We start from the raw sequence: 21,046 nt of genomic DNA, 5'->3' as shown, positions 1-21,046 counted from the left end.
CCCTGCTGACGCTGATGAAACTGAGAACCTTCATCGCGCTTTTCGCGGTGTTCATCTTCTTCTCGTTCGCAGCGCCGAACTTCCTGTCAGCTGCCAACCTGATCCTGATGTCGAAGCACGTTGCGCTTAACGCATTTCTTGCAATGGGCATGACCTTCGTCATCATCACAGGCGGCATCGACCTTTCCGTCGGCTCCATTGTGGGGCTTTGCGGCATGGTTGCCGGCGGTCTTCTGATCTACGGGATCGATCTTGGCATCGGCTATACGATCTATTTCAACATCATTGAAATCTCGCTGATCACATTGGCTGTGGGTGTCGCAGTCGGCTTCATAAACGGGCTATTGATAACCAAACTGAATGTTGCGCCTTTCATTGCGACACTCGGCACGCTTTATGTAGCGCGTGGCCTGGCACTTCTGTCCTCGGACGGCCAGACCTTCCCGAACCTTGTAGGCCGCGAAGATCTGGGCACAACCGGCTTCGCCTTCCTCGGATCAGGCAGCATTCTCGGTCTTCCGGTCTCGATCTGGATTCTGATCGTCGTCGCATTGGCCGCAGCCTATATCGCGCGATACACGCCGCTTGGTCGCCAGATTTTCGCAGTCGGCGGCAATGAACGTGCGGCACGCATGTCGGGTATCCGCGTCGACCGCGTAAAGATGTTCGTTTACATGTTTTCGGGCTTCTGTGCGGCGATCGCCGGGCTTATCATCTCGTCCGAACTGATGTCTTCGCATCCGGCAACCGGCAACTCGTTCGAGCTGAATGCCATTGCGGCAGCCGTCCTCGGCGGGACTTCAATGTCGGGCGGACGCGGCACCATTGGCGGCACAATCATCGGTGCATTCGTCATCGGTATTCTCTCCGACGGTTTGGTTATGATGGGTGTTTCGTCCTTCTGGCAGATGGTCATCAAAGGGCTTGTCATCATCATTGCCGTGGTGGTTGATCAGGCACAGCGCCGCCTCCAGCAGCGCGTTACACTCATGCAAATGGCAAAAGCAGGATAAAGGCTCAGTAAATGGCACAATTGAATGGCGCTCTGATCGGCTGCGGTTTCTTCGCAATCAACCAGATGCACGCATGGAATGACGTTTCGGGTGCCAAAATCGTGGCAATCTGCGACCGCGATCCTGAGCGGTTGAAGATTGTCGGTGACCAGTTTGGCATCGAACGCCGCTACACGGATGCGCAAGCGCTGTTTGCAGATGGCGGCATCGACTTTGTCGATATCGCCACCACGGTTTCAAGCCATCGTGCTCTGGTGGAACTTGCTGCCGCCCACAAGGTGCCAGCAATCTGCCAGAAGCCTTTTGCCAAAACGCTTGATGATGCCAAGGCCATGGTGAAGGTTTGCGATGAAGCAGGCATTCCGCTCATGGTGCATGAAAACTTCCGCTGGCAGACGCCTATTCAGGCAGTGCGCAAGGCACTCGACAGTGGCGTCATCGGCACGCCGTTCTGGGGACGTTTCTCCTTCCGCTCGGGCTTCGACGTGTTTTCCGGCCAGCCATATCTTGCAGAAGGCGAACGCTTCATCATCGAAGATTTAGGCATTCATACGCTTGATATTGCACGCTTCATTCTGGGCGATGTGACCAGCCTTGTTGCTCGCACAAAGCGTGTGAACCCGAAGATCAAGGGTGAAGATGTAGCAACCATCCTCATGGACCATGAAAATGGTGCTACTTCCATTGTTGACGTAAGCTATGCCACCAAGCTCGAAACCGACCCTTTTCCGGAAACGCTCATCGAAGTAGATGGCACTGAAGGCTCGATCCGGCTTTTTCAGGGTTATCGCCTTGAAGTGATTACGCCGAGCGGCACCACAGTTTCCGACGTTTCGCCAAAACTGCTCTCGTGGGCCTCACGTCCATGGCACAATATTCAGGAAAGCGTTTTTGCCATTCAGCAGCATTGGGTGGACAAGCTGGAAACTCGCGAAGAAACCTCGACATCGGGTGCGGATAATCTCAAGACTTTCGCGCTTGTTGAAGCCGCCTATGACAGTGCCGCAAACGGCAATCGCGTCGACATTACGGCGTTGCTCAAATGAGCAACGTCGATCCTTTCCTGCTCTATGGAACGCGAGAAGCCGAAGCTCAGCCAACGCATCTGAAAGCAGGCTTGCTTGGCCTGGATTTAAGCGACGGCAATCTTCGCACCATCACTTATGACGGCGTCGAAGTTTTGCGCGCTGTCTCCTATCTCGTGCGGGATCGAGACTGGGGAACCTACAACCCGGAAATCCATGATCTGAATGTCGAGCAAAACGACAGCGGTTTCATTGTCACCTATCAGGCACGTTGCGAAGGCCCGGATGCGACCCAACTCACCATTGATGTCCGCATTCAGGCAGAGAGTGGCGGTACGCTCACTTTCGACGCCGTAGCGAATACCGCGACAGGTTTTGAAACCAACCGGTGCGGCTTTTGCATTCTGCATCCAATCGTCGGTGTGGCAGGCGCACCTGTGAGCGTCGAGCATGTAGACAGTACACTCAACAACACCCGCCTGCCCGATCTGATCGAGCCATGGCAGCCTTTCAAAGACATGCGTGCAATCACCCATGAGGCCATGCCTGGCGTTACGGCCGAATGCCGCATGGAAGGCGATACGTTTGAGATGGAAGATCAGCGCAACTGGTCCGATGCATCTTACAAGACCTATGTACGTCCGTTGGCTTTGCCATGGCCTTACCAGATCGAAGCCGCCAAACCCCAGCATCAGCGCATCGTCCTCAACATTTCCGACACACGCGCGGCGACACCAAATAACACCCGTAATGCGGAGCCGGTGAACATCACGCTTGGTGACACAAGCGGCAGAATGCCGAATATCGGCATTATCATCACACCGGAAGAAGCCAAAGCAAGCCTCGCCGCAATTGATCTGTTGCAGGAGATTGGTCCGCAGGATCTGTTATTTCATTACGATCCACTGGCAGGGCACAAAGGTTCGACCTTTGCGGATTTTGCAGCCCTGGCTGCGAAGCATGGCGGGCGCGTTTCGCTCGAAATTGCATTGCCTTGCGCGAAATCGCTCATCGAAGAGACGACTGCTATCGCTTCTGACATGAAAGCGGCTGGCTTTACCCCGGATGCGGTCATTGTTTCACCGGCTATAGATCGGCAGTCGACACCGCCCGGCAGTGAATGGCCACCCTGCCCGCCGCTTGAAGATGTTTATGCAGCAGCAAGAGCAGCATTCCCGAATGTGCAGCTTGGCGGCGGAATGCTGAGCTATTTCACCGAACTTAATCGCAAGCGAGTTCCGGGCGAGCTTATTGATTTCGTCACCCATTGCACCAATCCAATTGTTCATGCCGCTGATGATCTGAGCGTTATGCAAACACTGGAGGCGCTGCCTTTCATTACCCGTTCGGTGCGCGCGATCTACGGCGACAAGCCCTATCGCATCGGGCCGTCGACCATCCCCATGCGCCAGAATCCTTATGGCAGCAGGACGATGGAAAACCCGAATGGCAAGCGCATTGCCATGGCCAATCGCGATCCGCGCCATAACGGGAAATTCGCGGAAAGCTTCGCATTGGCCTATGCCATATCGGTGCTGAATGCTGGTCTCGACAGCCTTACGCTTTCAGCCCTCACCGGGCCTTTCGGGCTCATTGCGGATGAGAATGAACCGATCGCTATTGGTAACAAGCGCCCTTTATTCAACGCTGTAAAAGCACTTGCACAGCTTGCCGGGAAAAACTTCAGGCTGTGCCAGTCTTCGCGTCCATCGGACGTTCTGGCAATGGCGGTGGAAGAGAAGGTCTGGCTGGTCAATATTACACCACATGAACAGGATGTGGTGGTTGCAGGTAGCAAGACTATAACTTTGCCACCCTATGGCGTGCAGTTGAGCATGATCTGAAAAACGGGCCAATGGCCCGTTTTTTTATTCAGACACTCGGATACTGAGCGTCCGTCACATGCTCCATCCAGTCAACGACTTTACCGTCGAGCTGCTCCTGCATGGCAATATGGGTCATCGCATTTTTTGGTGACGCACCATGCCAATGCTTTTCATTTGGCTCAAACCAGACGACATCGCCGGGACGGATTTCTTCTATCGGTCCGCCCTCACGCTGCACCAACCCCAAACCAGCGGTAACAATCAGTGTCTGGCCCAGTGGATGGGTGTGCCAAGCGGTCCGGGCACCCGGTTCAAATGTAACGGTTGCCGCTGCAGCGCGCCGCGCGTCATTGGGCGAAAACAACGGATCGATGCGAACTTTGCCCGTGAACCAGTCTGCCGGACCCACACCTGATGGCGCAGATCCATTTCTTTTGATTTCCATAGCGTTCTCCTGTCCGTGCATAAGATAGCGTCATGACATGGCAAAGAAATAGCAAAACGCCGATCTCATGACCGGCGTTTATCAAATAGATTTGAATCAATTAGCGGCGTTTCGCTGGCTGCTCACCAAGCGTCATGCCGTGGCGTTTTGAAAGCTCGGCAATAACAAGCTCAAGCTCCTGCTCCTTCCTCACCGCATCCCAACCAAATTCAACACTGAGAATGTCGGCGATTGCCGCAAGATTGGCATTCGACAACGCGCCGTCAATTGCCAGTGTAGTGCGTCGCAGAACAACGTCCGAGAGATGCACCACCAGCTCATTACGCGCAATCCACGCAATTTCCGCACGGCTGATGCTGTCCGTATCGGGCAGAAGTGTAACGCCAACTTTGGCTTCGTCCTGAATGATCGGCAGAGCGGTCGTGCCATAGCGCTGCAAAAGTGTCTCGACACGTTCGACTGCAAGCCCGGTTTCCTTGGCGTGCTTCGCCACCCATGCGGTGCGTGCACGGTCATCCGCCGGGTAGTCCTTGCCGCCACCGATGGTTAAAGTGCGGGTTGATTTAAGACGCTCGCGACCAAAACGCTTGAGTACCGTATCTGCCACTTCTTCCGCAAAACCGCGGAAGGTCGTCCACTTACCACCAACCAGCGAAATGATCGCAAACGGACGGTCTGCATCCGGCTCAATAACTGGTGCGGAGTGGTCCCGGCTGATAAGCCCCGGTTCCGATGCATTGGAGGCGGGCAGCGGGCGAATGCCGCTATAGGTATAGACGATCTGGCTGCGATCGAACTTCAGCTTCGGCAGCAGCGACCGCAGGCTCTCGATAAAGTAATCGATTTCCTTGTCTTCCGCGAAAACCTCATCCGGATTGTTTGCCGGAATATCTGTCGAACCGACCAGCGCCAGACCATGATAATCATAGACAAGGCAGATACGACCATCATCCGCCTCGAAATAGATCATCCGGCCCTTCAGGCTCTTCACCAGCTCGGGGTGATCTACAAGGATATGCGAACCCTTGGTGCCGCCGATCATCTTGGTTTCTTTGCCAAGCGCCGCGTTGACATGATCGATCCATGGACCAGCGGCATTGATGACGATCTTTGGCTTGATCGTGAAAGCAGCACCATCCGGCCCTTCAAAGCTCACTGCACCGTCGCGGGCTGCAACAATGGAGGTAAAATTGGCCGCTGCGCTCTTCGGATTGGCTTTCAGGCCGTCGCTGACAAGCTCATAAACCAGACGTTCTGGCTTACTCACCCATGCATCATAATAAATGCCACCACCCACAATAGACGGTGTCATATAAGGCATTTCCTTCAAGGCACTCTTCTTGAAGAGAAAATTATGCTTAGGCATGACGCGCTCACGCGCACCAAAATAATCGTAAAGACCAAGACCAATCTTGATGAGAACTGCGCCACGGCTGCGCGGTGCTGTGGTTGAACCGAACAGGGTACGAAGTGCTGCGGCAATACCCTTGGTCCAGGAGAAAACCGGAATAAATGTCGGCAGCGGCCGGACATTATGCGGCGCGTTTTTGAGCAGGATATTACGCTCAACGGTTGATTGCGCCACGAGGCCAAACTCACCGGTTTCGAGATATTTGAGACCACCATGAATGAGGCGTGACGGGGCAGCACTCGTGCCGGAACCAAAGTCCCCCTTATCGACGATGAAACAGCTCACGCCCTGTTCACTCAGATCGCGATAGAGACCCGCACCATTGATACCCGCACCCAGAATGAGCACATCAACACCGTCAGCTTCGAGTTGACTGATGCGGTTCTTCATTTGGGCGCTGTTTACGAAATCGTTCATTTCACTGTCTTTACATATTCGGTGCGCTTAGAAGCGCATTGGATTTCAATCCGTTAGAGCATCGATCTTAGGCCAGATCGGTCCAAGTGCAGATGCGATTTCCTTGAACAGCGCATAGCGCTTTTCATACTGCTCGCTACGCGCTGCATCCGGTGTGTAGGTCCGGCCAATTGCATCAAGATCGCGGGGATCGCTATAAACATCAGCGAAAACGCCAGCGCCTTTGCCTGCACAAAGTGCGGCACCCCATGCTGCCGCTTCATCCGTATCGGTGACTGTGACCGGCATACCCAGCACATTGGCAAACATCTGCGCAAAAGATGGGCTGCGCGACACGCCGCCGGTTAGACGCGCTGCGGAAATTTCAAAACCGCTTTTCAGATGGTCGACATGGATACGGTGGTTAAAGGCAATGCCTTCCCAGACCGCGCGCAGCATATCGCCACGTTCCTGCCAGCCGCGCAAACCGAAGAACGCGCCACTAGCCATAGCACCGTAAGGTGAGCCGAACAGATAGGGATGAAACAGAGCTGTTGAAGGCTTGGCCAGTGCGGCGTCAATTTCCGGGCGCAACATATCGTGGATCGAGCGGCCGGTTTTCTCAGCTTCAAGACGTTCCGCCGGGCAGAGCTTGTCGAGGAACCAGTCGTAATTTGCAGTGGAAGCAGGCGAGATGGACATATTGTTCCACTCTCCCGGCGCAATCCCATTGCGGCAGAACCAGCTCTTATCGACATTGGGTTTCGACGACAGCGTTTCATTGATCGAGTAGGTCCCGGCAACAACCGCAACTGTACCAATCTTGAGACCGCCAACACCCAGCGCAGAAGCGGTCACATCATGAAGGCCGCCAACAACAGGTGTTTCAGCAACAAGCCCGGTACGGTTTGCGCATTCTTGCGAAACACCGCCAATGATCTCATCCGAGCGCGACATCGGCGGCAGCGCATCCCAAAGTGCCTCAAGGCCGAAAAGTTTGAGCGCGTCTTTGGAATAGTCTTGCGTTTTATAATCAGTAAAAGACGTCGATGCCTCGGTACGATCAGTGCCGACTTCGCCCGTCAGGCAGAAACGCAGCCAATCCTTACACGCAATCACATGCCCGATGCGCCCATAGCGTTCAGGCTCATTTTCCTTAACCCAGGCCAGAATGGCGGACGGTGCAGAGGCGTGCGGCAGCTGACCGGTGATCGCAATCGACTGTTCTGCGACAGGGCTGTTCACCCAGCGCTCAGCCACATCAACGGCACGGCTATCCAGCGACAGAATGCCTTTGCCAAGCGGGCGGCAATCCTTATCGAGCATGTAGATGCCGTCACCATGGGCGGTGGTGGCGATGGCTAGAATATCAGATGCAGGGCGTCCACTTTTTGCAAGTGCTTCAGCAATTGCATCCGCAGTCGCATTCCAGAATTCATCCATGTCGCGTTCGACATGGCGGGGGCGTGGGAAGGATTGCGCGACGCGGCGGCGGGCAACGGCAAGCGTCGAGCCATCAACGTCAAATATTACGGCCTTGGTGACGGTCAGTCCGCTATCAATTCCCAACAGAGACGGCATGGATCGTATTTCCTGATATGTATGCGATGAAGTACTGAGGCTTATTCTCTTGTTCCGCCAGAACTGGCGATAACCACATTGATGTTCTGCGACTGCATGCGTTCGATATGTTCATGCGGAGTCTTGTCATCGACAATGACGACATCAAAATCACTCAGCGCACCAAAATTATGCAGCGCCCGGCGCTCAAACTTTGTGTGATCGGTCAACAGCACGCGCTTTGCAGCGCTTTCCAGCATGGCACGCTTGGTTTCAACCATTTCGGGCGACTGGTGAAACAGCAGATCGTCCATAATCGCCGAGATCGAAATGAAAGCCACATCGGCACGCAGACGGCGGATTTCATGGATCGTCATGCCGCCAACAAAGGCGTTGCACCAGTTGTACAGCTGACCACCGAGACCTAGCAGCGTGACATCTTTCATGTCGCGCACTTCATTCATCAGGATCAGCGAATTGGTAATGACCGTCAGCGGTCCCTTATCGGAAAGATAGGGAACCATTTGAAGAACAGTTGTTGAGTCATCGAAGAAAATGGCCTGACCCGGCTCTACGAATTGCATCGCGGCTTCAGCGATCAGTTTCTTTTCTTCGGATTGACGCGCAACGCGATAGAGATCGCTTGCTTCGATAAGGCTAGTGGGGGCTGCGGAAACAATACCGCGTGATTTGCGAAACAGGCCGCGGCTTACCAGCTCATCCACGTCGCGATGCGCGGTCATGAGGCTGATTGCGAAACGTTCGGTCAGATCTTCGATCCGCACCGACCCTTCCGACATAATCATTTCAGCAATTTGCTGGCGGCGAACCAGCTGACGTGCGTGCCGACTATCGTTCGGCACCTGCTCTGTCATCAGGTTGTCTATGCTTGCTTTGTTGCTTGTGACCATGCTTACCACTCGTCCCCAGCCCGCTCAATTATTGACCGGTCCCGATTCATAGCATCGGTACGAAAAATAGAGAGAGGAGCGCGAGGTTAAGCCCGCGCTCCATCTTTTCAGGTCTTACTGTTCGAGAACGAACGGAGCAGTGTACTTGTCGACATTGTCCTTGGTGATCAGGAAGCAATCGAAAAGCTGCTTTTCCTGGTCAACGCCGGTCTTACCGGTCTTGATGAACGTGTCGGCCTGCTTGACTGCAGCTTCCGAGAAAATCGCAACTGGCTGCAGAACGGTGTACTGCAGTTCACCAGCCTTGATCGCAGCGACTGCGTCTGGCGAACCGTCGAAACCACCAACCTTGACCTTGTCGAGCTTGCCAGCCTTTTTCAGAGCAGCAATCGCGCCAAGAGCCATTTCGTCGTTACCCGAGATAACGCCGATGATGTCTGGGTTTGCCTGAAGCAGAGCCTGCATCTTGTCGTGGCCCTGGGTACGGTTCCAGTTAGCAACGTCCTGACCAGCCTTTACGAGGTCCGGATACTGCGAAAGAACAGTTTCATAGCCATTCGAACGGGTGGCCGCATTGTTGTCCGACGGCGAACCGAACAGCTCAACATACTTGCCTTCTTCACCAACGCTCTCAACCCACTGCGTTGCACCGAGTGCTGCGCCCTGTGCGTTGTTGGAAACGAGCTGTGCCTTTGCGAGGCCTTCCTGGTTGATTTCAGCGTTTACGAGGAACACTGGAATGCCAGCTGCGACAGCGCGCTTGACTGCACCGACCGAACCGTCAGCATTTGCCGGGTCGAGAATGATCGCGACCGACTTGTTGGTGATCGCGGTGTCGATCAGGTTGCTTTCGGTGTTGGTGTCGCCCTTGTGGCCCCCAACAACAGCCGAATAGCCGAGGCCTTCAGCGGTCTTCTTGGCGATTTCACCTTCGGTGTACCAATATGGGTTCGAAGGATCGTTGACCACGATCGAGATCAGACCTTCAGCCCATGCGGTGCTGGCGATAAGCGGCAATGCTGCAGCAGCAGCAAACAGAACGCGCATACCCTTCTTAAACATGTCTCACTCCCGTAAAATTATCGTTGAGTTATGCCGGTTTCCCGGCGTTACCATTTCCAGTGGGCGAGACTTTTAAGCTTGGTCGCCGTCTTGGAAAGTTTTCGCTACCCCCGAAGAACCGGCCCCACCCGGAACGGTGAATGGGGCCGTAATTATCAACGTCGGGAATATTGAATGCTGTTGAGCAGAACTGCGAGCACGATCACTGCACCCGTAAAGACAGTCTGCCAGTAGGATGATACGCCGATGATCACGAGGCCATCGGAAAGGAAACCGATAACAAAAGCACCGAGAAGCGTACCGAGAATTGTACCTCGACCACCCGTAAGCGCTGCGCCGCCGATCACGACTGCCGCGATTGCCGTCAGCTCATAAGTGGTGCCTGCGGTCGGACCAGCCGAAGTCAGCTGCGATGACAGAACCAGACCAGCGATTGCAGCACAGACGCCCGAAATCACATAGACAGAGATCTGCACGCGCTTCACTGGAACGCCCGACAGTTCAGCTGCACGTTCATTCCCACCCGAAGCATAGAGCCAGCGGCCAAATGCGGTGCGGTTGAGTACGACCGCAACGATGATGGCAAGAACAGCAAGTACCAGAACGCCAATCGGCACACCAAAAAGCGTGTTGAAGCCGAGCCAGTCGAAGCCGGTATTGCCGAGCTCAGGACGACCACCAAGATTGTTGTAGGTCAGACCATTGGTCATCAGAAGCGCTACACCGCGTGCGCAATAAAGCACGCCGAGTGTCGCCACGAAGGCCGGAACGCGCAGATAAGCGATCAGAACACCGTTCACCGCACCAACAAATGCGCCCAGGGCACAGGTGATGATGACAACCGCCCAAACCGGGAAGTAAAGGATAACACCCAGTTCCGGAATATTGACGCCCTGCATGAGGAAGCCCGCGACAACGCCCGCAAGCCCCAGTGTAGAACCGACCGAAAGATCAATACCGCCATTGAGGATAACCAGCAGCATACCAATCGCCAGCAAGCCGAAAATGGCCACATGCGAGGACATGATGAGGAAGTTATTGACGGTAAAGTAATAAGGCGAAAGGAACGAGAAGGCTGCGATGATCGCAATCAACGCAAAGAACGCACGGCCTTCGAGCAGCAAATGCACGATGCTGGTTTTGCGCTTTGTCCCGGTGGACGCCGCCTTTTTGTCGTTGGTGCTCGTGACTGACATTCTATCAGTGCTCCATAACTATTTTAGTGACCGACCATGGACTCGCCCGAGGCGGCCATGATCTTTTCCTTGGAGACATCGGAGCCGAATTCGGCCGAGATGCGTCCACGGTGCATAACGATGATACGATGAGCGATGCTGAGGCATTCGCCGACTTCAGATGTCGTATAGACGACTGCAAGCCCGTCCTTGGCCTTTTCGGCCAGCAGCTTGAACACTTCTGCCTTGGCACCAATATCGATACCGCGGCTTGGCTCATCCAGAAGGATAACCTTTGGCTCGGTCGCCAGCATTTTGCCAATAACGACCTTCTGCTGGTTGCCGCCAGACAGCGAACCGATTGCGGCTTCGCCACCATCCGTCTTGATGTGAACATTCTTAATCGACTGATCAACGATGTTTTTTTCACGCTTCGTCGAGGTAAAAAGGCCTTTCGTCATTTCGCCAATGCTTGCCAGCGAAAGATTGCGGCCAACCGTCATCGTCTGCACAAGACCATCACGCTGGCGATCTTCCGGTACCAGAACCAGCCCCTGATCAATGCGCTGGGCAATCGTGAGGCCTGCCACATCCCTGCCTTCAAGCAGAATGCTGCCCGAATTGGCCTTGAGGCGACCTGCAACGGTTTCAAGAAGTTCGGTACGTCCCGCACCCATCAGACCATAAATACAAACGATCTCACCGGCTCGCACATTCAGCGACATGTTATCGACAAGCGCAAAATCACCGGACTTGTCCTGAACCGTCAGACCTTCCACGGAAAGCGCGACATCGCCCCATTCGTAACCGGTTGGAGGCGAACCAAGATCGAAGTTTTCGCCCACCATGTTGCGAACGATCCATTCCAGATCAATATCGGCGCGCGGTGCATAAGCGGTCATAGCGCCATCGCGCAGCACAACCGCGTGATCAGTGATCTGCAGCGCTTCTTCGAGATGGTGCGAAATATACACAATCGCCACGCCGCGCGCGGTAAGATCGCGAATGACCTTGAACAGTACTTCCACTTCCGAAGCACTGAGCGCTGAAGTCGGCTCATCCATGATCAGAATGCGGGAATTGACCGAAAGCGCACGCGCGATTTCGACAACCTGCTGCTGACCTAGACGAAGCTCTTCAACAGGCGTTAGCGGATCGATATCTTCTTCAAGTTCCGCAAGAAGTTCGCGGGTTAAGCGTTCTTCTTCTGCGAAATTGACGCCCGTTGCACCGCGAATTTCGCGTCCCATGAAGATGTTGTCGCGCACATTCATATTGGGCGCGAGGCTCAGCTCCTGATGGATGATCGAAATGCCACGATCGCGTGCCTCGGTTGAAGAATTGAACACAACCGGCTCGCCATCAAGGATGATCGTGCCCGAAGTTGGCTGAATGACGCCCGAGAGAACCTTCATCAGCGTCGACTTGCCAGCACCGTTTTCGCCAAAAAGCGTTGTGACCTGACCGCGACGGATTTCAAAGTTCACGCCTTTGAGCGCATTGATACGCCCATAAGCCTTGGCAACATCATGTGCGGAAAGAACGACTTCGCCGTGCTTGCCTTCAACTTTGGTTTGAACGGTCATTTTACTTCAAACCCCACTGGCGTAACCAGCCAGTTCTTCGGGTTGACCAGCTTGAAAACACCCGTGACCGAAACCGTTTTGCCGACGAGATTATCGACATCGACGCCTTCAAGAACCTGCTTCTTCATCTCATTGTTAAGAGCTGAACCAGCGTTCTGGAATTCGATCTGGTTCTTGAACTGACCGAATTCGATTGTACCGGTTGCATCACGCAGATCGGTGCCGTTTACAGCAGGACCCGTCTGAACGCGGATAGCCATGCCTTCAGGGAAACCATCGACCTTGATGACATTATAGTTCGACTTGCGTTCTTCGACAGTGCCAGTGAACTTGACCGGGATAACCGGGTTCACGCTGCCGACGCCATATTTCTTACCGGCTGCATCCTTGTCGGCCGCAAGTGCGGTGCCAACTTCAACGGCATCCGCGGCGCGTTCTTCGACGCTTGCCTTGACCTTTGGAAACTCTGATGCGCCATAGGCGTCAGGCGAGAAAACCTGCTGACGCACATCAGCGTCCGAGCCGATCTTCACGACTTTCGTGTCAAATCCAATCGCACCGACAACCACGACCGCAGCGACCACACTCCAGAGGACTGCGCGGTTCAGCTTGGCGGGCTTCTGTGAAACTTGATTAGCTTGTGTACTCATAATCAAACGCCTTCAGCAAATTCTGCCGGATTGTCGTTGTAAAAACGGATTATGCGGCTGAATTCATACCGCTTGTAGACTGCACTCGCGATAAAGCACCCGACCAGCAGCAGCTAAACGGAAGCTTGAACAGGTGGATATGGGAGTGACAAATTTATGCATGACGATCCTCCACATAATTCCCTGGCCCCGCCCCTCCGCGCAGCATGGAAACAGATGCGCCGCGACCATATGCTATGGTAGCGACATGTTATCAACTTCAATAATGATGTTATAAACACCTATAACTGTCAATCGGATGTTTTTGTAACGCGCCGCGTTTCGCACGGTTTCGGGCTAAAAACTGACCATTCTGCCGCCAATTTCACCGCTCTGAATGATACGCGGAGACTTGGTTTTAAAAGCTGTCACTGGCAATACATGCTCTTGCCAAAAACGCTAGTTCTATTTTTTATTATTTAAAAACAGATATATAGACACGACATCCACTTCTTTTCTTCTAGCAGAAGATGCTAATCCATCCGCAAAGAAGCTAGGGTTCGAACTACAATTTCCACCACAATCACCTTTTGGTGAAAAAAAATGCTTACCCACGAAAATTTTACAGACAGGCCGTTATCGTTATGTTATCTCGATCATAAGCGAAGGCCCATTCTCATTAAAAACATGGGTAGCGAGCGACAAATTTCGTCGCGGGAGGAATCCAAATGTCCGCCAAGGACCTCATTGGGAAAGCATAATTTAGTCATGCGTGGTCAAGGTGATATAATCATCGGCATCGACGCGGGCACATCCGTCGTCAAGGCTGTGGCATTCGACCTTAGCGGTCGGCAACTCGATTCGGCAGCCGTCCGAAATAAATATGAAACCGGCGAACATGGCGCTGTTACACAGTCGCTTTCCCAAACATGGGAAGATTGCGCCAGCGCATTGCGTGGCCTTGCCGAGAAAATTCCAAACTTAAGCCAGCGCACTGCCGCTGTTTCCGTCACCGGCCAGGGTGACGGTACATGGCTGGTCGGACGAGACAACAAGCCTGTTGGCGATGCCTGGATCTGGCTCGACGCCCGCGCGGCCAATACAGTTACCAAACTTGCAGCAGGACCGATGAACCGCGCGCGCTTTGAAGCGACCGGTACCGGCCTCAATACCTGCCAGCAAGGCACCCAGATGGCGCATATGGACAGTTTCGTACCGGAACTGCTCGACAATGCGGAAGTCGCCCTTCATTGCAAGGACTGGCTTTACCTCAACCTCACCGGCGTCCGCGCCACGGACCCTTCAGAAGCCAGTTTCACCTTCGGCAATTTCCGCAATCGTCAATATGACGAAGTGGTTATTGAAGCCCTCGGCCTTAAAAAGCGCCGTGGTTTGCTGCCCGAAATCGTGGACGGCACTCTGAACCAGCATCCGCTAACCCCCGAAGCGGCTGCGGCGACAGGTCTTTTGGCCGGAACGCCGGTGAGCCTTGGTTATGTGGATATGGTGATGACCGCGCTTGGCGCGGGCGTCTATTGCGGCACCGCTGATGCAGGTTGCTCGACCATCGGATCGACCGGCGTGCATATGCGTGCAAAGCAGGTTTCCGACATTCATCTGAATGCGGAAGGCACGGGTTACGTCATTGCGCTGCCAGTTCCGGGCATCGTCACGCAGGTTCAGACCAACATGGGCGCCACGATCAATATCGACTGGATTCTGCAGATCGCAGCCGACCTCATGTCGACGGCAGACAAAAAAGTCTCGCTGAACGATCTGATCCCGCGCCTCGATGAGTGGTTTAACGCAAGCCGCCCCGGCGCGCTTCTTTACCATCCTTATATTTCGGAAGCCGGAGAACGCGGACCTTTCGTCAACGCTTTTGCCCGTGCGGGCTTTATCGGTCTTTCAAGCCGTGATCGTTTTCCCGAACTGGTTCGTTCGGTGATCGAAGGTCTCGGCATGGCGACACGCGATTGCTATGCGGCCATGGGTGATATGCCCGCCGAATTGCGCCTGACAGGCGGCGCCGCTCGCTCGCGCGCACTGCGCAGCACCTTGTCTGCAGCGGTCAACGCACCTGTGCGCGTTTCATCACGTGAAGAAGCTGGTGCGGCAGGTGCAGCCATGATGGCCGCGGTTGCGATCGGCGCTTATAAGACCATGGATGACTGCATAGCAGAATGGGTGGCCCCGCTGCTTGGAGCCACTGAAGCGCCTGATGAAGTGCAGGCGAAACGCTATGAAGAACTCTTCACGGCCTACAAGGACGCAAGACTGGCTTTAGAGCCTATCTGGGACAAGCTCGCAGCTGATAGATAATTAGACAATCGGCTGAAATTACATATTATTTTGCCGGAATGCCGGCATCCGAAGGAGCATGAAATGGCTGAACCGGAAATCTACGATCTGTTTGTGATTGGTGGCGGGATCAACGGCGCGGGCGTGGCTCGCGATGCAGCCGGGCGCGGCCTCAAGGTTGTGCTGGCGGAAAAAGACGACCTCGCCGAAGGCACCTCGTCCCGCTCAGGCAAGCTTGTGCATGGTGGCCTGCGTTATCTCGAATATTACGAATTTCGCCTTGTCCGCGAAGCGTTGATTGAGCGCGAAGTTCTGCTTAATGCGGCACCGCATATCATCTGGCCGATGCGCTTTGTTCTGCCGCACAGTCCGCAGGATCGTCCGGCTTGGCTCGTCCGCCTCGGCCTGTTCCTTTACGACCATCTTGGCGGTCGCAAGAAGCTGCCCGGAACCCGCACACTTGATTTGAAGCGCGACCCGGAAGGCACGCCGATTCTCGATCAATATACCAAGGGCTTCGAGTATTCCGATTGCTGGGTGGATGACGCCCGCCTCGTCGTTCTCAATGCTGTGGGCGCCGCTGAAAAAGGCGCGACCATTCTGACCCGTACGCCAGTTACCTCCGCACGTCGCGAAAAAGGCGGCTGGGTCGTTGAAACCAAAAACCGCGATACTGGCGAAGTGCGCAGCTTCCGCGCGCGCTGCATCGTCAATTGCGCAGGCCCTTGGGTTACAGACGTTATCACCAATGTGGCTGGCTCAAATTCTTCGCGCAATGTGCGTCTGGTCAAGGGCAGCCATATCATCGTGCCAAAGTTCTGGTCGGGTGCGAATGCCTATCTGGTTCAGAACCACGACAAGCGCGTGATCTTCATCAATCCATATGAAGGCGACAAGGCGCTCATCGGCACCACCGATATCGCTTATGAAGGCCGTGCCGAAGACGTCAGCGCAGACGAAAAAGAAATCGATTACCTGCTCACCGCAGTAAACCGCTATTTCAAGGAAAAGCTGCGCCGCGAAGACGTGCTGCACAGCTTCTCTGGTGTGCGTCCGCTGTTTGATGACGGTGAGGGCAATCCATCAGCTGTCACCCGCGACTATGTTTTCGATCTGGATGAGACCAACGACGCGCCACTGCTTAACGTGTTTGGTGGCAAGATCACCACATTCCGCGAGCTCGCAGAGCGCGGTATGTATCGCTTGAAGCACATCTTCCCGAATATGGGCGGAGACTGGACTCATGGTGCACCGCTTCCGGGCGGTGAAATCCCGAATGCGGATTACGAAACCTTCGCAAATAGCCTCCGCGACAGCTATCCATGGATGCCGCGCAAGCTCGTCCATCACTACGGGCGTCTCTATGGTGCCCGCACCAAGGACATCGTTGCAGGTGCATCCGATCTTAACGGACTTGGACAGCATTTCGGCGGCAATCTCTATGAGGCTGAAGTTCGCTATCTCGTGTCGAAAGAATGGGCGAAGACGGCGAACGACATTCTCTATCGCCGCACCAAGCACTATCTGCATCTGACCGAAGCCGAACGTACTGCTTTCATTGCATGGTTCGACAACGCCAAACTTGCTGCATAAAGCGCGACAACCGAGGACACCATGGCCCTTACGCTTTCGCTGAACACCAATCCGCTTGTGAACCGCTTTGCAGAGCCGGATGATCTGATCGAAACCGTTGCGCGCGACCTGCGCCTGCGCGATCTGCAGCTCACGCACGAGTTCATCAATCCAAGCTGGCAGGCTTCGACCATTCGTCGCCTGACGCGCGACATGGACAAGGCATTAGAGCGCACCGGTGTCCGTGTAACGTCGGGCATGACGGGCCCCTATGGCCGCCTCAACCATTTCGGCCATCCCGATGCCGAAGTGCGCCGCTATTACATCGACTGGTTCAAGACATTTGCCGATATCATCGGCGATCTCGGTGGCAAGTCGGTCGGAACACAGTTTGCGATTTTCACCTACAAGGATTTTGACAATCCTGAACGCCGCGAAGAGCTGATTAAGATTGCGATCGACTGCTGGGCGGAAGTTGCCGAACATGCGAGCCGTGCCGGTCTGGAATATGTCTTCTGGGAACCAATGAGCATTGGTCGTGAATTTGGAGACACAATCGCTGAAAGCATCAAGCTTCAGGATCGACTGACCGCCGCCAATATGGCAATTCCAATGTGGATGATGGCCGACATCGATCATGGCGATGTCACCTCCGCTAACCCGGACGATTTCGACCCCTATGCTTGGGCGCGTGCCGTGCCCAAGGTCTCACCGATCATTCACATCAAGCAGAGCCTTATGGATAAGGGCGGCCATCGTCCTTTCACCGCTGCTTTCAATGCCAAGGGCCGTATCCAGCCTGAACCTTTGCTCAAGGCTTTTGCTGAAGGCGGTGCGGTGGATAACGAAATCTGCCTTGAACTCTCATTCAAGGAACGTGAGCCAAACGACCGTGAAGTTATTCCGCAGATTGCGGAAAGTGTGGCCTTCTGGGCGCCGCACATTGACACGGGCGCAGGCGATTTGAAAATATAACTACAAGAAAAGAATAAAGAATCGGGAGCAAGCAGCACGAAAATGGCAGATTCAGACGATTCCTTGGCCCTTCGTGCAGCCTGGCTCCATTTCATTGCTGGCATGACCCAGTCAGCGGTGGCAAAGCGCCTTGGCTTACCATCTGTGAAGGCGCACCGATTGATCGCCAAAGCCGTTGCTGATGGCGCGGTTAAAGTGACAATCGACGGCGATATCACCGAATGTATCGACCTCGAAAACCGTCTAGCAGAGCAATATAATCTTGAATATTGCGAAGTTGCGCCCGATCTCGGCGAAGATGCCTTGCCTCTCTTGTCTCTCGGAAGTGCGGGTGCGGAATTTCTGCGCCGCGAAATCGAGCATGGCGACCATGAAGTGATCGGCCTCGGCCATGGCCGTACGCTTTCAGCAGCGGTCAATCACATGCCGCGCGTGGCGGCGAAGGATTTGCAATTTGTGTCGCTGCTCGGTGGTCTGACGCGAAATTTTGCGGCCAATCCACATGATGTGATGCATCGCATTGCCGAAAAAACCGGCAGACCTGCTTATGTGATGCCAGTGCCTTTCTTTGCAAATACGGCAGAAGATCGCGAAGTGCTACTGGCCCAGAAGGGTGTTACCAGCGTCTTTGAAATGGGGTGTCAGGCCGAACTCAAGATTGTTGGTATCGGTACTGTCGACGCCCATGCGCAGCTCGTCACATCAGGCGTGATTGATCTGTCGGAAATGGAAGAGATCGCAGAGCGTGGCGCTGTCGGTGAAATGCTGGGGCATTTCTTCGACATCAACGGAACGCGGCTTGAAACAGGGCTGACGGCACGCACCATTGCCGCTTCGGTGGAAAATGCCGATATGAGCCGCATTATCGGCCTCGCTGGCGGGCTCTCCAAAGCAGACGCTATCCGTTCAGTGCTTAGGAGCGGTCGCCTTTATGGGCTGATTACCGACGAGCGCACGGCCAAAGCACTTCTGCAATAGTCACAACGTCGATCAACAAAATATCACAAAATCACATTTTATATAGATTGTTTTGTGATTTTGTGATTTAAGTTTGTGTGATAAACAAACACGCTCTGAGATCGGAAATTCCGTGAAACGCGACGAAAGAAGACAGGCGATCATCAATCTGCTGATTGAAAATCATGCAGTCGATCTCGATGATCTTTCCGAGCGCTTTGCTGTCTCCAAGATGACCATCCATCGCGATCTGGATTCTCTTGAAGAATCCGGCGTGCTGCGCAAAGTACGCGGCGGCGCAACCATGGATGCTGGCTCTCAGTTTGAAAGCGATTTCCGTTTTCGCGTCCAGCAGGATAACGAAGCCAAGATCGAGATGGGCCGCGCGGCCCTTGACCTGATCGAACCTGGCATGACCGTGATGATTAATGACGGTTCCACCGCCGCAGTTCTCGGAAGCATGTTGATCGAAAAACGCCCGCTGACGGTGATTACCAACAATGCGGTCATCATCGAAAACCTCAAAGGCGAAGGCGGCATCAATCTGATCGCGCTCGGCGGGGTATTTTCGGCAAAGTTCAATGCGTTCTTTGGCCTGCTGACCGAAGAAGCGCTGTCAAAACTCAGCGCAGATATTGCCTTCATTTCCGCGCCTGCGGTCAATGGGCGTCTGGTCTACCATATGGATGAAAACGTCGTCCGCACCAAGCGCGCCATGACTGCGTCGGCAACCCGCACATGCCTGCTGGTCAATCATCAGCGTTTCCGCCGCACGGCCCTGCATGTGATGGCTGATCTTGGCGATTTCGATGCGATCATCACGGATAAATCACCGGGCGATGCACTTGTGGCTGAACTTGAGCCGGCAGGCATCAAACTGACAATTGCAGAATAACACACGAGAAGAAAGACCATTCAAGCATGTCCAAGTTCTGGGTAGGTACGAGCTGGAAAATGAACAAGACGCTTGCGGAAGCACGCGTTTTCGCGGACGCACTGAAGGACGCCGATGCTGACCGCTCGGCAGACATCCAGCGCTTCGTCATTCCGCCGTTTACTTATGTTCGTGAAGTGAAGGAAATTCTGTCGGAAACCTCCGTCAAGGTTGGCGCGCAGAACATGCACTGGGCTGATCAGGGTGCATGGACTGGCGAAATTTCGCCGTTGATGCTGAAAGATTGCAACCTCGACATCGTAGAGCTCGGCCATTCAGAACGCCGCGCAAACTTTGGCGAAACCAACGAAACTGTTGGCCTCAAGGTTGAAGCAGCCGTTCGTCACGGCCTGATCCCGCTTATCTGCATTGGCGAAACGCTCGAAGACCGCGAAAGCGGACGCGCTGCGGAAGTGCTTGCTGAAGAAGTGCGCGGTGCACTTTCCAAGCTTTCGGACGAACAGAAAAAGGCCGAAATCCTGTTTGCCTATGAGCCTGTCTGGGCAATTGGTGAAAATGGCATTCCAGCCTCGGCAGATTACGCCGATGCCCGCCAGGCCGAAATTATTGCTGTTGCTGAAGGTATCCTTGGCCGTCGCGTGCCATGTCTCTATGGCGGCTCGGTCAATCCCGGCAACTGCGAAGAACTCATTGCCTGCCCGCATATCGACGGCCTGTTCATTGGCCGTTCGGCATGGAACGTGGAAGGCTATCTCGATATTCTGGCGAAATGCGCCAAAACCATCAAAGCTAATTAAGGAGCAATATCATGAAAGTAGCAGTAGCAGGCGATAGCGCCGGTGAAGGTCTGGCCAAGGTTCTTGCAGATTATCTGAAGGATCGTTTTGAAGTGTCCGAAATCTCCCGCACGGACGCTGGCGCAGACACATTCTACGCAAACCTCTCGGACCGCGTTGCATCCGCCATTCTCGACGGCACTTATGACCGCGCAATTCTGGTTTGCGGCACCGGTATCGGTGTTTGCATTGCAGCCAACAAGGTTCCTGGCATCCGCGCAGCGCTGACCCACGACACCTATTCGGCAGAACGTGCAGCACTCTCCAACAACGCGCAGATCATCACCATGGGCGCACGCGTTATCGGTTCGGAAGTTGCAAAGACCATTGCTGATGCGTTCCTTGCACAGACTTTTGACGAAAATGGCCGTTCGGCTGGCAATGTTGACGCGATCAACGAAGTCGACGCCAAGTACAACAAGTGCTGATTGTCTGAACAACGTCCCAAAACACAAAAAGCGGCGGGTTTTC

Annotated in this window: 18 protein-coding genes; 10 read left to right on the top strand and 8 right to left on the bottom strand. The window is 54.3% G+C overall.

Translation table 11 applies throughout. From position 1 onward, the window contains the following. Nucleotides 1-2 precede the first annotated feature (2 nt). The 3 genes from RT142_RS20000 to RT142_RS19990 are packed head-to-tail and all read left to right on the top strand — an operon-like array spanning nucleotide 3 to nucleotide 3,882. Nucleotides 3-1,013: an ABC transporter permease gene (locus RT142_RS20000; protein WP_313031000.1), complete on the top strand. Its 1,011-nt coding sequence runs from the start codon at nucleotides 3-5 to the stop codon at nucleotides 1,011-1,013. An 11-nt stretch (nucleotides 1,014-1,024) separates the two neighbouring features. Beyond that, nucleotides 1,025-2,059: a Gfo/Idh/MocA family protein gene (locus RT142_RS19995; RefSeq protein ID WP_112806163.1), complete on the top strand. Its 1,035-nt coding sequence runs from the start codon at nucleotides 1,025-1,027 to the stop codon at nucleotides 2,057-2,059. Further along, nucleotides 2,056-3,882 carry a hypothetical protein gene (locus RT142_RS19990; RefSeq protein WP_313030996.1) on the top strand — a complete coding sequence of 609 codons (1,827 nt, stop codon included), beginning with the start codon at nucleotides 2,056-2,058 and terminating at the stop codon, nucleotides 3,880-3,882. The genes RT142_RS19995 and RT142_RS19990 overlap by 4 nt, the downstream gene beginning before the upstream one ends. A gap of 28 nt (nucleotides 3,883-3,910) precedes the next feature. On the opposite strand, the gene RT142_RS19985 is transcribed toward RT142_RS19990, so the two are convergent. The 8 genes from RT142_RS19985 to RT142_RS19950 all read right to left on the bottom strand — a co-directional run bounded on the left by RT142_RS19985 (nucleotide 3,911) and on the right by RT142_RS19950 (nucleotide 13,060). After that, nucleotides 3,911-4,309 (bottom strand): cupin domain-containing protein, encoded by a 399-nt coding sequence (locus RT142_RS19985; RefSeq protein WP_007878316.1) that lies wholly within the window; start codon nucleotides 4,307-4,309, stop codon nucleotides 3,911-3,913. A 100-nt stretch (nucleotides 4,310-4,409) separates the two neighbouring features. After that, entirely contained in the window at nucleotides 4,410-6,137 is a 1,728-nt protein-coding gene (locus RT142_RS19980) for a glycerol-3-phosphate dehydrogenase/oxidase (RefSeq protein WP_112806167.1), read from the bottom strand. Between the two features lie 45 nt (nucleotides 6,138-6,182). Continuing rightward, the gene (locus RT142_RS19975; RefSeq protein WP_313030993.1) at nucleotides 6,183-7,697 is read right to left on the bottom strand and encodes an FGGY-family carbohydrate kinase; all 1,515 of its coding nucleotides are present in this window, start codon (nucleotides 7,695-7,697) and stop codon (nucleotides 6,183-6,185) included. Between the two features lie 41 nt (nucleotides 7,698-7,738). Continuing rightward, a complete protein-coding gene (locus RT142_RS19970) occupies nucleotides 7,739-8,587 on the bottom strand; it encodes a DeoR/GlpR family DNA-binding transcription regulator (protein WP_313030990.1) in 849 nt (282 codons plus the stop codon). A gap of 114 nt (nucleotides 8,588-8,701) precedes the next feature. Further along, the gene (locus RT142_RS19965; protein WP_007878309.1) at nucleotides 8,702-9,649 is read right to left on the bottom strand and encodes a D-ribose ABC transporter substrate-binding protein; all 948 of its coding nucleotides are present in this window, start codon (nucleotides 9,647-9,649) and stop codon (nucleotides 8,702-8,704) included. Nucleotides 9,650-9,804: 155 nt separating this feature from the next. Continuing rightward, complete coding sequence (locus RT142_RS19960) at nucleotides 9,805-10,845, bottom strand: ABC transporter permease (protein WP_113158440.1); 1,041 nt, start codon at nucleotides 10,843-10,845, stop codon at nucleotides 9,805-9,807. A 23-nt stretch (nucleotides 10,846-10,868) separates the two neighbouring features. After that, a complete protein-coding gene (locus tag RT142_RS19955) occupies nucleotides 10,869-12,410 on the bottom strand; it encodes a sugar ABC transporter ATP-binding protein (RefSeq protein WP_313030986.1) in 1,542 nt (513 codons plus the stop codon). Continuing rightward, nucleotides 12,407-13,060: a DUF2291 family protein gene (locus tag RT142_RS19950; RefSeq protein ID WP_007878304.1), complete on the bottom strand. Its 654-nt coding sequence runs from the start codon at nucleotides 13,058-13,060 to the stop codon at nucleotides 12,407-12,409. The genes RT142_RS19955 and RT142_RS19950 overlap by 4 nt, the downstream gene beginning before the upstream one ends. 747 nt (nucleotides 13,061-13,807) lie before the next feature. Here RT142_RS19950 and RT142_RS19945 point away from each other — a divergent pair. The 7 genes from RT142_RS19945 to RT142_RS19915 all read left to right on the top strand — a co-directional run bounded on the left by RT142_RS19945 (nucleotide 13,808) and on the right by RT142_RS19915 (nucleotide 21,003). After that, nucleotides 13,808-15,361, top strand: a complete 1,554-nt coding sequence (locus RT142_RS19945; protein ID WP_313030982.1) for an FGGY-family carbohydrate kinase — start codon at nucleotides 13,808-13,810, stop codon at nucleotides 15,359-15,361. A 63-nt stretch (nucleotides 15,362-15,424) separates the two neighbouring features. Further along, nucleotides 15,425-16,933 carry a glycerol-3-phosphate dehydrogenase gene (locus RT142_RS19940; protein WP_313030979.1) on the top strand — a complete coding sequence of 503 codons (1,509 nt, stop codon included), beginning with the start codon at nucleotides 15,425-15,427 and terminating at the stop codon, nucleotides 16,931-16,933. 21 nt (nucleotides 16,934-16,954) lie between these two features. Further along, the gene (locus tag RT142_RS19935) at nucleotides 16,955-17,887 is read left to right on the top strand and encodes a TIM barrel protein (protein WP_313030977.1); all 933 of its coding nucleotides are present in this window, start codon (nucleotides 16,955-16,957) and stop codon (nucleotides 17,885-17,887) included. A gap of 42 nt (nucleotides 17,888-17,929) precedes the next feature. Continuing rightward, complete coding sequence (locus RT142_RS19930) at nucleotides 17,930-18,865, top strand: sugar-binding transcriptional regulator (RefSeq protein ID WP_007878295.1); 936 nt, start codon at nucleotides 17,930-17,932, stop codon at nucleotides 18,863-18,865. A gap of 112 nt (nucleotides 18,866-18,977) precedes the next feature. After that, on the top strand, nucleotides 18,978-19,739 hold the full coding sequence (locus tag RT142_RS19925) for a DeoR/GlpR family DNA-binding transcription regulator (protein WP_007878294.1): 762 nt from the start codon (nucleotides 18,978-18,980) through the stop codon (nucleotides 19,737-19,739). Between the two features lie 26 nt (nucleotides 19,740-19,765). Then, on the top strand, nucleotides 19,766-20,536 hold the full coding sequence (locus RT142_RS19920) for a triose-phosphate isomerase (protein ID WP_007878293.1): 771 nt from the start codon (nucleotides 19,766-19,768) through the stop codon (nucleotides 20,534-20,536). A gap of 11 nt (nucleotides 20,537-20,547) precedes the next feature. Then, nucleotides 20,548-21,003 (top strand): RpiB/LacA/LacB family sugar-phosphate isomerase, encoded by a 456-nt coding sequence (locus RT142_RS19915; RefSeq protein ID WP_194779434.1) that lies wholly within the window; start codon nucleotides 20,548-20,550, stop codon nucleotides 21,001-21,003. Nucleotides 21,004-21,046: the final 43 nt, after the last annotated feature.

Origin of the sequence: Brucella sp., from assembly GCF_032066345.1 — a bacterium.
Classification (GTDB): Bacteria; Pseudomonadota; Alphaproteobacteria; order Rhizobiales; family Rhizobiaceae; genus Brucella; species Brucella pseudogrignonensis.
The sequence above is the reverse complement of the archived record's forward strand: the minus strand, read 5'-3'. Positions and strand labels throughout refer to the sequence as shown.